This is a genomic window from Nocardia vulneris, assembly GCF_001613425.1.
Classification (GTDB): domain Bacteria; phylum Actinomycetota; class Actinomycetes; order Mycobacteriales; family Mycobacteriaceae; genus Nocardia; species Nocardia vulneris.
Genome location: NZ_BDCI01000015.1, coordinates 1 through 13903 on the forward strand (window position 1 = coordinate 1; position 13903 = coordinate 13903).

Genomic DNA, 13903 nt, shown 5'->3' on the forward strand with positions numbered 1-13903 from the left:
ATCCGGATCGAGAGCTTCGCCCTGGCCCGGCACGAGCCGTTGCACGACGCCGCCGAACAGCTCGTCTCCGGTGACGAGCTGCCCGTCCCTGAAGGGCCCACCGATCGCGGCATCCTCGCGGTGGCCGCGGGCGACGGCGCGGCCGCCCTGTTCGAGGACGCGGGCGCGGTGGTGCTGGACGGCGACGGCCCGGTGACCGCGGCCGCCCTGCTCGACGCGATCCGCGCGATGCCGAATCGGGAAGTGCTGGTGCTGCCCAACGGCGCACTGCCCGCGCACGACCTGGTCGCGGTCGGTGTTGCCGCCCGCGACGCGCACCGCGACGTGCTGCTGCTGCCGAGCGCGTCGGTGGTGCAGGGGCTCGCGGCGCTGGCGGTGCACGACCGCGGCCGGATCGCCGTCGACGACGCCTTCGCCATGTCGGAGGCGGCCGCGACCACGCGCTGGGGTGCGCTGCGGGCTGCCGCGGAGCGGGCGCTCACCATGGTCGGCACCTGCGAGGCGGGCGATGGACTCGGTCTGGTCGGCCACGATGTCGTCGTGATCGACCACGACGTGCGGGCGGCCGGACTGACGCTGCTCGACCGGATGCTCGCCTTCGGCGGCGAGCTGGTCACGTTGCTCATGGGCGCGGCGGCGCCGGACGGCCTCGCCGACGCGCTGGCCGCACATATCGGCGAGGGGTTTCCCGGCGTGGAGGTCACCGTGTATTCCGGTGGGCAGCACGGGGATCTGGTGCAGATCGGAGTGGAGTAGATGGCGACCCTGAGCGATCGGCTCGACCATATCCTCGGCGTGAAGGCGGCCGGTTCCCTGGTCGACGCCTTCGACATGCACACGGTGGAGGACCTGCTCCGGCACTATCCGCTGCGCTACGCCACCCAGGGGCAACCGCTCACCGAGGAGGCGCCCGAGGAGGGCGCGCACATCACCGTGATCGGCCGGATCACCAAGGCCGAGCTGCGGCCGATGCGCAACCGGCGCGGTTCGCTGCTGAAGGTGGTGCTGGACACCGGTTCCGGCACCGGTCGCGGTGTCGACGTCACCTTCTTCAACGGTGACAAGGTTAAATACGTTGTCAAAGAAGGCCTTAGGGCGATGATGTCGGGCACCGTCACCTACTGGCGGCCCGGCCAGTGGAACCTGAGCCACCCCGGCTACCTCATCCTGCCCGAGGCCGACGACGAGGAGAAGGTCGGCTCGCTCACCACCGTGCGCGGCGGCGGCAATCTGCGTGGGCTGGCACAGAGCGCGAAAGGCGCCGAGGGCGTGGACACCTCGTTCATGGAGCGCGAGTTCATCCCGGTGTATCCGGCCACCGCGAAGGTGCAGAGCTGGGACGTGCTCGCGTGTATCCGGCAGGTGCTCGACCAGTTGGACCCGATCGACGATCCGGTGCCCGACGACATCCGGGCCGATCGTTCGCTGATGAAGATCTCCGACGCCCTGCGCCTGATCCACCTGCCGGAGCGCAAGACCGATATCGACCAGGCCAGAGAGCGTCTGCGGTTCGACGAGGCGCTGGCGCTGCAGCTGGTGCTGGCCGAGCGCAGGCACGAGGTGTCCGGCCGGTCCGCGCGCCCGTGCCCGCCGCGACCGGACGGGATCGCCGCCGAGTTCCAGACCCGGCTGCCCTTCGAGCTGACCGCCGGTCAGCAGCAGGTGATCGCGGAGATCTCCGCGGACATGTCCCGCAGCCAGCCGATGCACCGGCTGCTGCAGGGCGAGGTGGGTTCCGGTAAGACGATCGTCGCGTTGAACGCGATGTTGCAGATCGTCGACGCGGGACAGCAGTGCGCCTTGCTCGCGCCGACGGAAGTCCTTGCCGCCCAGCATTATCGGTCGATGCGCGGGATGCTCGGCGATCTCGGCAGCGGCGGCGAACTCGGCGCGGCCGAGCACGCGACCAAGGTGGTGCTGGTCACCGGCTCGATGTCGGCCTCGGCGAAGAAGGCGGCGCTGCTGGAGGCGGTGACCGGGGAGGCCGGCATCGTGATCGGCACGCACGCGCTCATCCAGGACAACGTCGAGTTCTTCGACCTGGGCATGGTGGTGGTCGACGAGCAGCACCGCTTCGGCGTCGAACAGCGGGATGCGTTGCGCGCCAAAGCGAAAGCCGGAGCCAGCCCGCACCTGCTGGTGATGACCGCGACGCCGATTCCGCGCACCATCGCGATGACCACCCTCGGTGACCTGGAGACCTCGACGCTGACCGAGCTGCCGCGCGGCCGCTCGCCGATCACGTCCAAAGTCGTACCCCGCAGGCAACATCCGAACTGGGTCGACCGCGCGTGGGAGCGGATCCTGGAGGAGGTCGACGCCGGTCGGCAGGCCTACGTGGTGTGCTCGCGGATCGGCGACGACGAAGAGGCCGGCGGTAAGTCGAAGAACGGCAAGGCCAAAGCCAAGGATGCCGAGAAGGAAGGCCCCACCACCGCGGCCGCGCTCGATGTGTTCGATCAGCTGCGGGCAGGGCCGCTGTCCCGGGTCCGGGTCGGCCTGCTGCACGGCAGGCTGCCCGCGGACGAAAAAGACCAGGTGATGCGTGCTTTCAACGACGGCTCGGTCGATGTGCTCGTCTGCACGACGGTCGTCGAGGTCGGCGTCGACGTGCCGAACGCGACCGTGATGGTGATCGTCGACGCGGACCGTTTCGGCGTCAGTCAGCTACATCAGCTGCGCGGCCGTATCGGTCGCGGTAAGCATGCCGGGTTGTGCCTGCTGATCACCGATTCCGCGCCGGGCGGCTCGGCGATGGCGCGGCTGGACGCGGTCGCGAGCACCACCGACGGCTTCGAGCTCGCGGTGCTCGACCTGCGCACCCGGCGCGAAGGCGATGTGCTCGGCGCGGCCCAGTCCGGGACGGCCCGCTCCCTGAAACTGCTCTCGCTGCTCGACGATCTCGAAGTCATCACCGCCGCACAGGAACTCGCGCGCGAGGTGGTGGAAGCCGATCCCGGGCTGCGGAAGCATCCTGGTCTGGCGGGCATGATGCACGCGGCCGTCGACTCCGAACGCCTGGAGTACCTGGCCAAGTCGTGAACCGGCCAGGTCACTGCCCGATGCGGGGGTAGGGGAGGTCGGTGCTGGTGTTCTCGTCGACGGCCAGCGGGCTGCCGATGTTCGGGAAGGCGCGCTGGGCGCAGGCGGGGCGTTCGCACACCTTGCAGCCCGCGCCGATCGGCACCGCCGTCGCCGGGTCGTCGAGTTGCAGTCCGGACGAATACACCAGGCGGTCGGCGTATTCGATATCGCAGCCCAGTCCGATCGCGAAATTCTTTGTCGCGGTACCGAATCCCTGCGGCGCGGTCATCGCGGTGCGCGCGATCCACAGATACCGCCTGCCGTCCGGCATCTCGGCGATCTGGGTCAGGATGCGGCCCGGATAGGCGAACGCCTCGTGCACCACCCACAGCGGGCAGCTACCGCCGACCCGGGAGAAGTGAAAAGCGGTGGCGGACTGTCGTTTCGAGATATTGCCGGCCCGGTCGGTGCGGACGAAGAAGAACGGCACGCCCCGCTGACCCTGCCGTTGCAGGGTGCTGAGCCGGTGGCAGATGGTCTCGAAGCCGACCTCGAAACGCAGGCCGAGCAGGTCGATGTCGTAGTGCAGCTCCTCGGCCGAGCGCAGGAAGCGGCCGTAGGGCAGCACCAGTGCGCCCGCGAAGTAGTTGGCCAGTCCGATGCGCGCGAGCGTGCGGGATTCGCCGGTGAGCGAAGGGGTTTCGGCGAGCACCCCGTCCAGTTCGGTGCCGTACAGCAGCAGGGCGAGGGTGGTCGCGATCTGGAAGGCGCGCTGGCCGGGGCGCAGGCGCCGCGCCAGGGTCAGCGTGCGGGTCTCGGGATCGTAGTGGCGCTTCGGGATGGTGGGATCGGCGCCGTCGCCGCGGACCAGCACCGTGACCCCGGCGCGTTCCTCGGCGACCCGGGCGAGCTGGCGATCGAGCGAGCCGATGGTCAGCCCGGACTGTTCGAAGAGCTGCTCGGCGGCGATGTCCAGCTGCGGGATGTGGTTGTGGTGGTCGTAGAAGAAGTCCCGCACGTCCTCGTAGGGCATGGGCACGCCGGGCGTGCCGGCGGGGGTGTCCACCCGCGCGGAGAGCAGGTCCAGCTGGTCGGTGGCGGCGCGCAGCCGCCGGTGCATCGCGACGACGATGCGCGCGACGTCGGGCTGTCTGGTCGCCAGCTCCTCCACCTCGGTGAGCGGCGCGGTGTGCCCGCCCGCGGCATCGATCAGCACCTCGTGCAGATCCGAGACGAGCCGGGCGTCGGAGTCGGCGGCGAAGAACTGCACGTCCAGGTCGAAGGTGGAGTTGAGTTTCAGCAGCACCGGGATGGTGAGCGGGCGCTGGTCGCGTTCGAGCTGGTTGAGGTAGCTGGGGGAGAGATCCAGCGATTTCGCGAGCGCCGCCTGGGTGAGCCGGCGTTCCTCGCGCAACCGCCGCAGCCGCGCACCGGCGTACATCTTCCGCACCTGCAAGATGGTAGCCCTACGCCTTCGCAAACATCGCATATCCACGCTTGTTCGTTGCGAAAATATGTCACTGCGAGGTGTTTTTGTCCGAGATGCCAGCTGCGTAGCGTGCGAAGAGGCTACTGGTCGCTACCCCAGATCAGGGCTTGGGCCGCGATCACGTCGGTGCCGTTGAAGGTCACCGCGGGTGAGCCGTGCAGGTGGTAGCCCTGATCGAGCAGGGCGCTGATCCGTTCGCAGAACGTCGCGTCGTCGACGCCGGTGATCAATCGGTAGCGCAGGGGTTGATCGGTCATCCGGTCAGCCTAGGCGGTGCCACGGACAAGTCGATATCCGTGTGCGACACCGAGACTGGTGCCCGGCCAGTGGGCCCGGGGGTTCCCAACCGAGCACTTGCTTGGTTGAATCGGGGGTGCGCGACGCGTGCCGTTCTCGAACGAAAGTGAGCAAAGTCGATGCCGAGCCCCGATGAACTCGTCCGTGCCATGTGCCGCAGCTGGTCGGACCCCGATCCGGACCGCATCGCGTCCTTCTTCGCCGAAGACGCCGTCTACCACAACATTCCGATGGAGCCGGTGGTCGGCCGGGCCGCGATCCGCGACTTCCTCGCCGGATTCCTGGCCACCTTCCAGGGCGTCGATTTCGATATCCACCACCAGGTCGCGGCGGGCAACCTGGTCATGAACGAGCGCACCGACACCCTGCGCACCGCCGACCGAGCGATTCCGCTCCCGGTGACCGGCGTCTTCGAGGTAGCCGACGGCGCGATCACCGCCTGGCGCGACTATTTCGACATGGGCGCCATCAACAAGGCCTTCGACCTCTGACCGGGCGAGCGGCCCAGGCACAGCGCCTCCTCCCCGAACCGGGAGGAGGCGCTGCGCTTTCAGCGCGTGATCGCGGTGCTCAGCGCACCGCGGCCGCGGCGGCGACCATATTGCGCAGTGACGCTGCCACCTCGGCCTGGCCGCGGGTCTTCAATCCGCAATCCGGGTTGACCCAGAGCCGCTCGGCGGGAACGGCTTTCAGGGCGGCCCGCAACGAGGTGGTGATCTCCTCGACACTGGGCACCCGCGGCGAGTGGATGTCGTAGACACCCGGGCCCACCCCGAGATCGAAGCCCGCCGCGTTGAGATCGTCGAGCACCTCCATCCGGGAGCGTGCCGCCTCGATCGAGGTCACGTCGGCGTCCAATCCGGCGATCGCGTCGATCACCTCGCCGAACTCCGAATAGCACAGGTGCGTGTGCACCTGGGTGGCGTCGGAGACGCCCGAGGTCGCCAGCCGGAACGACTGCACCGACCAGTCGAGGTAGGCCTGCTGATCCGTTTCGCGCAACGGCAGCAGTTCGCGCAGTGCGGGCTCGTCGACCTGGATGATCCGGATGCCCGCACTCTGCAGGTCCACCGTCTCGTCCCGGATGGCCAGCGCCACCTGACGCGCCGAATCCCCGAGCGGCTGGTCGTCCCGGACGAAGGACCAGGCCAGGATGGTCACCGGACCGGTGAGCATGCCCTTGACCGGCTTGTCGGTGAGCGATTGCGCGTAGCTGATCCAGTCGACGGTCATCGGCGTGCGGCGCGCCACATCGCCGAACAGGATCGGCGGCCGCACGCAGCGGGTGCCGTAGGACTGCACCCAGCCCAGCTCGGTGGCCGCGAAGCCGTCGAGCTGTTCGGCGAAGTACTGCACCATGTCGTTGCGCTCCGGCTCGCCGTGCACCAGCACGTCCAAGCCCAGCTGTTCTTGCAGCGCAATGACATCGGCGACTTCGGCCCGCATCCGGCGCACGTACTCGTCCTGATCGATCTCGCCCTTGCGCAGCTCGGCCCGGGCCACCCGGATCGCCGAGGTCTGCGGGTAGGAGCCGATCGTGGTGGTCGGCAGCGGCGGCAACTGCAGCCGATCCTGTTGCAGCACACGGCGTTCCTCGGCGGGCGCGCGGGTGACGGCGTCCGGGCCGAGCGCGGCCAGCCGGGCCCGGACCTGTGCGTCGTTCAGCCGCGGGTCGGCGTGCCGCGAGGCCAGTGCCGCGCGGGTGTCGGCCAGTTCGGCGCTGATCGCCTCCGGGCCCTGGGTCAAGGCGGTCGCGAGCAGCCGCACCTCGGCGACCTTCTCGGTGCCGAACGCCAGCCACGACCGCAGCGCGTCGTCCAGCCCGGTCTCGACGGCCAGGGTGTAGGGCACGTGCAGCAGCGAGCTCGACGTCGAAACCGCCACCGACCCGGCCGAACCCAGCAGGGTGCCCAGGGTGGCCAGCGACTTGTCGAGGTCTGCGCGCCACACGTTGCGCCCGTCGACCACGCCCGCGACCAGCAGCTTGCTCGCCAGCGCGGGCACCGCCGCGACGTCGGAAACGTCGGTGCCGGAGGTGAAGTCGAGCGCGATGCCCTCGACGTCGGTGCTCGCGAGCGCGGTCAGCGCGGCGTCGGGATGACCGAAGTAGGTCGCCACCAGGATCGCGGGACGCTCCGCCGCGGCGGTGAGTTCGGCGTAAGTGCTACGCACCAGCTCGATTTCGGCCGCGCTGAGATCGGTGACCAGGATCGGCTCATCGAGCTGCACCCAGCCGAGGCCGGCCGCGGCGAGCTGTGCGAGCAGGTCGCGATAGAGCGGCACGAGTTCGGCGAGCCGGTCCAGCGCCGCGCCGCCGGTGGCCTTGGCCAGCTTCAGGAAGGTGACCGGACCGATCACCACCGGCCGGGCCGCGACGCCCAGGTCCAGTGCCTCGCGCACCTCGGCCAGCAGCTTCTCCGGGTGCAGCGAGAACACGGTGTCCGCGCCGATTTCCGGCACCAGGTAGTGGTAGTTGGTGTCGAACCACTTGGTCATCTCCAGGGGTTCGATGGTTTCGTTGCCGCGCGCGGCCGCGAAGTACCGATCCAGCGGGTCGGCGATGCCGGCGACCCGCGGCGGCAGCGCGCCGAGCAGGACGGCCGTGTCGAGCACCTGGTCGTAATACGAGAAGGTGCCGACGGGGATCGAATCCAGGCCTGCCGCTTGAAGTTCGGCGAGCTGGGCGTGCCGCAGCTCGCGCGCGACGGCGTGCAGCTGCTCGGCGTCGATCTTGCCTGCCCAGTAGGATTCGGTGGCCCGCTTGAGTTCACGTCGCGGCCCCACCCGTGGTAGCCCGAGAACCGTTGCGGTGAACGGTGTCTGATGTACAACAGTCACGATGTCTCTCCAGTGCTGAGTCGTGGACCATCGCCATACGGGCGGAGCGGCCACCGGCTGACGAGCCGGCGAACCACGATGGGAGCCCGACACTTCAGCACTGGTGCAACCGCACGCCCAAATCCACGAGGCGGTGGTCGCCGGATACGGCGTATCCGGCACGGCTGGCAGGTCTTCGGACTCACAGGCACCGGCCGTTGTCGGCCGACCTACTAACCGTCGCTTCCCGGGTTGGTGTACCCAGTGCTTGTGACGGCATTCGTTCCTGTTTACCGCTGCGGGACAGTCCCGGATTCCCACCGGGTTCCCTCTCGCCCGGCCGCCCGTCTCCGGGTGGCCGAACTCGGCTCCGTGCGCGTCGGCGGGGCTCCATCTCGCGCGCATCGGTGAACCAGCTGCACGTACCAGCATAGGCGGGGCGTCCGCGGTGGTGTGCGGCACCGGACCCCTTGCTGGGCACAGCTCGGCGTGCGCCGAGTCTGTGACGGTGCGATGAACGCAACTTCGCAGCGTTGCCGGGTGCCGTTGTGAAGATCCCTGCGAAGGCCGCATCAGTGTCTGTGAGATGCGCGCAGCCGGGTACCTTAGGCCAATGTTCACCAAAGTCTTGGTCGCCAACCGCGGCGAGATCGCCATCAGGGCCTTTCGTGCGGCCTACGAGCTCGGCGTGGGGACGGTAGCCGTCTTCCCGTACGAGGACCGCAACTCGGTCCATCGGATGAAGGCGGCCGAGTCCTACCAGATCGGTGAGCAAGGGCACCCGGTCCGGGCCTATCTCTCGATCGACGCGATCATCGACGCGGCGAAGTCGGCGGGCGCCGACGCGGTGTACCCCGGCTACGGCTTCCTGTCCGAGAACCCGGACCTCGCGGCGGCCTGCGCCCGCGAGGGCATCACCTTCATCGGCCCCTCCGCGGAGGTGCTCGAGCTCGCGGGTAACAAGGCGCGCGCCATCGCCGCCGCCAAGGCCGCGGGCCTGCCGGTGCTGCGCTCCAGCGCGCCGAGTGCGGACGTGGACGAACTGCTCGCCGCCGCGCAGGAGCTGGAGTACCCGATCTTCGTCAAGGCGGTCGCCGGTGGTGGCGGGCGCGGCATGCGCCGGGTCGCCGAGCCCGCGCTGCTGCGTGAGTCGATCGAGGCCGCCTCGCGCGAGGCCGAATCGGCCTTCGGCGACCCGACGGTGTTCCTCGAGCAGGCGGTGGTGAACCCCCGCCACATCGAGGTGCAGATCCTGGCCGACCAGCACGGCAACGTGATGCACCTGTTCGAACGCGACTGTTCGGTGCAGCGCAGGCACCAGAAGGTGATCGAGCTCGCACCGGCCCCGAACCTGGATCCCGCGCTGCGCGACCGCATCTGCGCCGACGCGGTGGCTTTCGCGAAGGAGATCGGCTACAGCTGCGCGGGCACGGTGGAGTTCCTGCTCGACGAGCGAGGCAACCACGTCTTCATCGAGATGAACCCGCGCATCCAGGTCGAGCACACGGTGACCGAGGAGATCACCGACGTCGACCTGGTGCAGTCGCAGCTGCGCATCGCGGCGGGCGAGACACTCGCGGATCTCGGCCTGAGTCAGGACAAGGTCACCATCCGCGGCGCGGCGCTGCAGTGCCGGATCACCACCGAGGACCCGGCCAACGGCTTCCGCCCGGACACCGGGCGCATCACCGCGTACCGCACGCCGGGCGGCGCGGGCATCCGGCTCGACGGCGGCGCGAACCTCGGCGCGGAGATCGGTGCCTACTTCGACTCGATGCTGGTGAAGCTCACCTGCCGCGGTCGCGATTTCCCGGCCGCGGTCGCGCGGGCCGGGCGGGCGCTGGCCGAGTTCCGCATCCGCGGCGTCACCACCAACATTCCGTTCCTGCAGGCGGTGCTCGACGATCCGGACTTCAAGGCGGGCCGGGTCACCACCTCGTTCATCGATGAGCGGCCGCAACTGCTGACGCTGCGCGGCTCGGCCGACCGCGGCACCAAGATCCTGAACTATCTGGCCGACATCACCGTGAACAAGCCGCACGGTGAACGGCCGACGACGGTCTACCCGCACGACAAGCTGCCCGCCATCGATCTGTCCGTGCCGCCGCCGGACGGCTCGCGGCAGCGGCTGTTGCGTTTGGGCCCTGAGGGTTTCGCGCGGGATCTGCGCGCGCAGGCGGCGGTCGGCGTCACCGACACGACCTTCCGGGACGCGCATCAGTCCCTGCTCGCCACCCGGGTACGCACCAACGGCTTGCTCGGCGTCGCCGGGCATGTCGCGCGGTTGACGCCGGAGCTGCTGTCCATCGAGGCGTGGGGCGGCGCGACTTACGATGTGGCGCTGCGGTTCCTGTACGAGGACCCGTGGGAGCGCCTGGCCCTGCTGCGCGAAGCGGTGCCCAATATCTGCCTGCAGATGCTGCTGCGCGGGCGCAACACGGTCGGCTACACGCCCTACCCGGAGCAGGTGACCCGCTCGTTCGTCGCCGAGGCGACCGCGACCGGCATCGACATCTTCCGCATCTTCGACGCGCTCAACAACGTCGACCAGATGCGCCCGGCCATCGACGCGGTGCGCGAAACCGGTACGGCCGTCGCCGAAGTCGCGCTCAGCTACACCGGTGATCTGTCCAACCCGGACGAAACCCTGTACACCCTGGACTATTACCTGAAGCTGGCCGAGCAGATCGTGGACGCGGGCGCGCACGTACTCGCGATCAAGGACATGGCCGGACTGCTGCGCGCTCCTGCCGCGGCGACCTTGGTCAAGGCGCTGCGGAGCAACTTCGATCTGCCGGTGCACGTGCACACGCACGACACCCCCGGCGGTCAGCTGGCCACCTACCTCGCCGCCTGGCAGGCCGGCGCCGACGCGGTCGACGGCGCCAGCGCCGCGATGGCCGGAACCACCAGTCAGCCCGCGCTTTCCGCGATCGTCGCGGCCGCGGCGCACAGCGCGCACGACACCGGGCTGAACCTGCAGAACGTGTGCGACCTCGAGCCGTACTGGGAGGCGCTGCGAAAGGTGTACGCGCCGTTCGAATCCGGGCTGCCGGCCCCGACCGGCCGGGTGTACACCCACGAGATCCCCGGCGGTCAGCTGTCGAACCTGCGTCAGCAGGCCATCGCGCTCGGCCTCGGCGACCGGTTCGAAGAAGTGGAAGCCAAATACGCTGCGGCCGACCGGCTGCTGGGCCGTTTGGTGAAGGTGACGCCGTCGTCGAAGGTGGTCGGCGACCTGGCCCTGTCCCTGGTCGGCACCGGCGTGGACATCGAGGATTTCGCCGCCGACCCCGGTCGCTTCGATATCCCCGATTCCGTGATCGGTTTCCTGCGTGGCGAACTCGGCACCCCGGCGGGTGGCTGGCCGGAACCGTTCCGTAGCCGCGCGCTGGAGGGCCGCGGCCCGGCCAAGCCCGAAACCCCACTCACCGCGGCGGACGAGGCCGGACTGGCGGGCACCTCCGAGGAGCGCCGGGCCACCCTCAACCGGCTGCTGTTCCCCGCGCCCACCGCGGAATTCCTCGCGCACCGGGAGAAGTACGGCGACACCATGGGGCTGTCGGCGAACCAGTTCTTCTACGGTCTGCGCCACGGTGAGGAACACCGCGTGCAGTTGGAGAAGGGCGTCACGCTGCTGATCGGCCTCGAAGCCATCTCCGAACCCGACGAGCGCGGCATGCGCACGGTCATGTGCATCCTCAACGGGCAGCTGCGCCCGGTCGCGGTCCGGGACCGGGCCATCGCCAGCGAGATCCCGGCCGCGGAGAAGGCGGACAAGGGCAATGCGAGCCACATCGCCGCCCCGTTCGCCGGTGTCGTGACATTGGCTGTGTCCGAAGGCGATTCGATCGCGGCCGGCGACACCATCGGCACCATCGAGGCGATGAAGATGGAGGCGGCGATCACCGCGCCGCGCGCGGGCACCGTCGGCCGGGTCGCGATCGGGCAGGTGCAGCAGGTCGAGGGTGGTGATCTGTTGATCGAGTTGGCGTTGCGCGAGTCTGCGGCCGAATGACGCGGATCGTCGCCGGGACGGCTGGCGGGCGGCGCTTGCGGGTGCCGCCCGCTGGTACCCGCCCGACCTCGGACCGGGTGCGCGAGGCGCTGTTCAGCGCGCTCGACGCCCGGATCGACTTCGACGGCATCCGAGTGCTCGACCTGTACGCGGGGTCGGGCGCGCTCGGGTTGGAGGCGCTCTCGCGCGGTGCCGCGCACGCGCTGCTGGTCGAATCCGATCGCAAGGCCGCGGCGATCGTGCGCGGCAACATCGCCGACCTCGGGCTGCCCGGGGCGGAACTGCGACTCGGCACGGTTTCGTCGGTGCTGGCGCTGGGCGGTGCGGGCGAATTCGACCTGGTGCTCTCCGATCCGCCGTACGCGGTCGAGACCGACGCGGTGCTCGCGGATCTGCGCGCGCTGACCCGCGGCTGGCTGCGCCCGGGCGCCTTGGTGGTGGTGGAGCGATCCATCCGGTCACCGGAGATCGTCTGGCCCGCAGGGTATTCCGCGCTGAAGCCGCGCAAATACGGGGAAACGCGGATCGAGCTGGCGACGTTCGAATAGTCCCGGTGTGGCCTGGCGCACCCACTGTGGTGTGGGGCGGGTCGACACGATAGCGTCTGACCATGGCTGGAGCACTGTGCCCCGGGTCCTTCGACCCCGTGACCAACGGACACATCGACGTCTTCACCCGGGCCGCGGCCCAGTTCGACGAGGTCGTTGTCACCGTCATGATCAACAAGAACAAGCAGGGCATGTTCAGCGTCGACGAGCGCATGGAGATGCTGCGCGAGTCGACCGCGCACCTGCCCAACGTCCGGGTGGAGTCCTGGTACGGGCTGCTGGTCGATTTCGCCAAGGAGCAGAACGTCACCGCGATCGTGAAGGGCCTGCGCGACGCGACCGACTTCGGTTACGAACTGCAAATGGCGCAGATGAACAAAAAACTCTCCGGCGTAGAAACCTTCTTCATCGCCACCAACCCCGCCTTCGGCTACCTCTCCAGCTCCCTCGTCAAAGAAGTAGCAGCCTTCGGCGGCGACGTAGTAGACATGCTCCCCCCCTCGGTCCACAAACGCCTCCTGGCCCGCCTCGCCGACCGCAAGAGCTGACCGAACCCGCCGCCTCCGTCGCACAAAGTCACCGCGCTGATACGGACGGAGACCGAATGGGCCCGAATCCTGCTGGAGCCGAGTTCGTCATGGTGGGGACGGATTTCGAGATCATCGGGCAGCTGACACGTCAGATGGGGGACGTGAACCGGGCGGCGATGGTCGGACAAGGGTGGACTCGGGAAATCGATGCGCTCTTGTATGAGCTTGTGAAGTCGATTCCACGAGAGGTGGCTCGGTTCAGGATCGTTGCGGGGGATCGAACAGTCGACGAGGCCGAAGCGCTGGCGCGGGCGCTCAGGTTGGACGGCGAAGTTGTGCGGCATGTTCCTCGGCCTGTGTTCGAGCTGTGGCCGGTTCTTCTTGCCGCTACCTGGGAACTGTTGGGGCCCAAGGAGGCGCGCTATCGCACCGGATACGACGCGGACGAGATCACGGCTGCCCTGGCGTCGATAACGGAGGCGGTTCGCGAGGCCCTTCGTGACTCTGGATAGGAATCAGCCCCGGGCCGAGTTCGGCGCCGGGGCTGATTCGCGGGCTGCGGTGGGTTCAGAAGACCAGGCCGCGTAGGGCCAGGAAGCGCATGCCGCCTACTGCCGCGGTGATGGCGAGGATGGCGGTGGCCTCGGCGGGGCCGCCGATGCTGGGGGCCCAGACGTCGAGGGCGGCGAGGCCCGCGGTGGTGATGGCGAGGCCGACGAGAGCCAAGCCGCCGCCTTCCCACTGAGCGGTGAACCAGCCGACGCGGCCGCGGGCGTGGAAGGTGAGCTGGCGATGCAGTTCGTTGGCGATAACGGTGCTGACGATCGAGCCGACCACGTTGGCGATCAGCGGACCGATGCCGTGCATCGCGAAGAACAGCAGGACGTAGGCGATATTGCTGGAGCCACCGACCAGGGCGAAGCGGATGAGCTGGGCGAACGCGCGGTCGCCGCGCAGGTAGGTGATCAGCTGCTCGAATCGCGCCGCGACGGGTGCTGCGGGTAGCACCGGGTACGGGCCGACCCACGGCAGGAACAAGCTGGTCGCGTTTGCTCCCGCCGGTCGCTCCAGATCCAGAACTGTCATGGTCTTTCCGATCGAACAGGGCCTTCGAGTGGGACAACAGCGACGGTGATCGCTTCCTTCCCGCCGGGCTCTCGGCAGGTTTCGCACAAAACCT

10 protein-coding genes, 1 pseudogene and 1 riboswitch are annotated in these 13903 nt (G+C 68.9%); of the genes and pseudogenes, 7 read left to right on the forward strand and 4 right to left on the reverse strand.

Annotation, left to right across the window (positions count from 1 at the left end):
• Both NVU01S_RS16305 and recG read left to right on the forward strand, forming a co-directional pair.
• Positions 1-756 (forward strand): annotated as a pseudogene (locus NVU01S_RS16305) (DAK2 domain-containing protein); the annotation flags it as partial.
• The gene (recG, locus tag NVU01S_RS16310) at positions 757-3042 is read left to right on the forward strand and encodes an ATP-dependent DNA helicase RecG (RefSeq protein ID WP_043676493.1); all 2286 of its coding nucleotides are present in this window, start codon (positions 757-759) and stop codon (positions 3040-3042) included. It abuts the pseudogene before it with no gap.
• Between the two features lie 10 nt (positions 3043-3052).
• On the opposite strand, the gene NVU01S_RS16315 is transcribed toward recG, so the two are convergent.
• Entirely contained in the window at positions 3053-4474 is a 1422-nt protein-coding gene (locus NVU01S_RS16315) for a short-chain fatty acyl-CoA regulator family protein (RefSeq protein ID WP_043676596.1), read from the reverse strand.
• Positions 4475-4593: 119 nt separating this feature from the next.
• Complete coding sequence (locus NVU01S_RS42475) at positions 4594-4770, reverse strand: DUF1737 domain-containing protein (protein ID WP_082032240.1); 177 nt, start codon at positions 4768-4770, stop codon at positions 4594-4596.
• A gap of 159 nt (positions 4771-4929) precedes the next feature.
• Here NVU01S_RS42475 and NVU01S_RS16320 point away from each other — a divergent pair, with 159 nt between their 5' ends.
• Positions 4930-5301, forward strand: a complete 372-nt coding sequence (locus tag NVU01S_RS16320) for a nuclear transport factor 2 family protein (RefSeq protein WP_029892999.1) — start codon at positions 4930-4932, stop codon at positions 5299-5301.
• 79 nt (positions 5302-5380) lie between these two features.
• Here the strand turns inward: NVU01S_RS16320 and metE are convergent, their stop codons facing one another.
• Positions 5381-7648, reverse strand: coding sequence for a 5-methyltetrahydropteroyltriglutamate--homocysteine S-methyltransferase (gene metE / locus NVU01S_RS16325; RefSeq protein ID WP_373864205.1), 2268 nt, complete (start codon positions 7646-7648; stop codon positions 5381-5383).
• Between the two features lie 149 nt (positions 7649-7797).
• Positions 7798-8005, reverse strand: a riboswitch (cobalamin riboswitch).
• A gap of 235 nt (positions 8006-8240) precedes the next feature.
• On the opposite strand from metE, the gene NVU01S_RS16330 reads away from it, so the two are divergent.
• The 4 genes from NVU01S_RS16330 (at position 8241) to NVU01S_RS16345 (ending at position 13235) form a co-directional block, all read left to right on the forward strand.
• Positions 8241-11645, forward strand: a complete 3405-nt coding sequence (locus NVU01S_RS16330; RefSeq protein WP_043676496.1) for a pyruvate carboxylase — start codon at positions 8241-8243, stop codon at positions 11643-11645.
• Complete coding sequence (gene rsmD / locus NVU01S_RS16335; protein ID WP_043676498.1) at positions 11642-12193, forward strand: 16S rRNA (guanine(966)-N(2))-methyltransferase RsmD; 552 nt, start codon at positions 11642-11644, stop codon at positions 12191-12193. Before NVU01S_RS16330 ends, rsmD begins: the two co-directional genes overlap by 4 nt.
• 62 nt (positions 12194-12255) lie before the next feature.
• Positions 12256-12741, forward strand: coding sequence for a pantetheine-phosphate adenylyltransferase (coaD, locus tag NVU01S_RS16340; RefSeq protein WP_042254122.1), 486 nt, complete (start codon positions 12256-12258; stop codon positions 12739-12741).
• A gap of 56 nt (positions 12742-12797) precedes the next feature.
• On the forward strand, positions 12798-13235 hold the full coding sequence (locus NVU01S_RS16345; RefSeq protein WP_156161767.1) for a hypothetical protein: 438 nt from the start codon (positions 12798-12800) through the stop codon (positions 13233-13235).
• Between the two features lie 55 nt (positions 13236-13290).
• Here NVU01S_RS16345 and NVU01S_RS16350 read toward each other — a convergent pair whose 3' ends face one another.
• Positions 13291-13809: a GtrA family protein gene (locus tag NVU01S_RS16350; protein WP_014987108.1), complete on the reverse strand. Its 519-nt coding sequence runs from the start codon at positions 13807-13809 to the stop codon at positions 13291-13293.
• Positions 13810-13903: the final 94 nt, after the last annotated feature.

Coding starts and splice junctions, on each gene's coding strand:
- recG (WP_043676493.1), top strand. CDS start 757: ATGGCGACCCTGAGCGATCGGCTCGACCATATCCTCGGCGTGAAGGCG.
- NVU01S_RS42475 (WP_082032240.1), bottom strand. CDS start 4,770: ATGACCGATCAACCCCTGCGCTACCGATTGATCACCGGCGTCGACGAC.
- NVU01S_RS16320 (WP_029892999.1), top strand. CDS start 4,930: ATGCCGAGCCCCGATGAACTCGTCCGTGCCATGTGCCGCAGCTGGTCG.
- NVU01S_RS16330 (WP_043676496.1), top strand. CDS start 8,241: ATGTTCACCAAAGTCTTGGTCGCCAACCGCGGCGAGATCGCCATCAGG.
- rsmD (WP_043676498.1), top strand. CDS start 11,642: ATGACGCGGATCGTCGCCGGGACGGCTGGCGGGCGGCGCTTGCGGGTG.
- coaD (WP_042254122.1), top strand. CDS start 12,256: ATGGCTGGAGCACTGTGCCCCGGGTCCTTCGACCCCGTGACCAACGGA.
- NVU01S_RS16345 (WP_156161767.1), top strand. CDS start 12,798: ATGGGCCCGAATCCTGCTGGAGCCGAGTTCGTCATGGTGGGGACGGAT.
- NVU01S_RS16350 (WP_014987108.1), bottom strand. CDS start 13,809: ATGACAGTTCTGGATCTGGAGCGACCGGCGGGAGCAAACGCGACCAGC.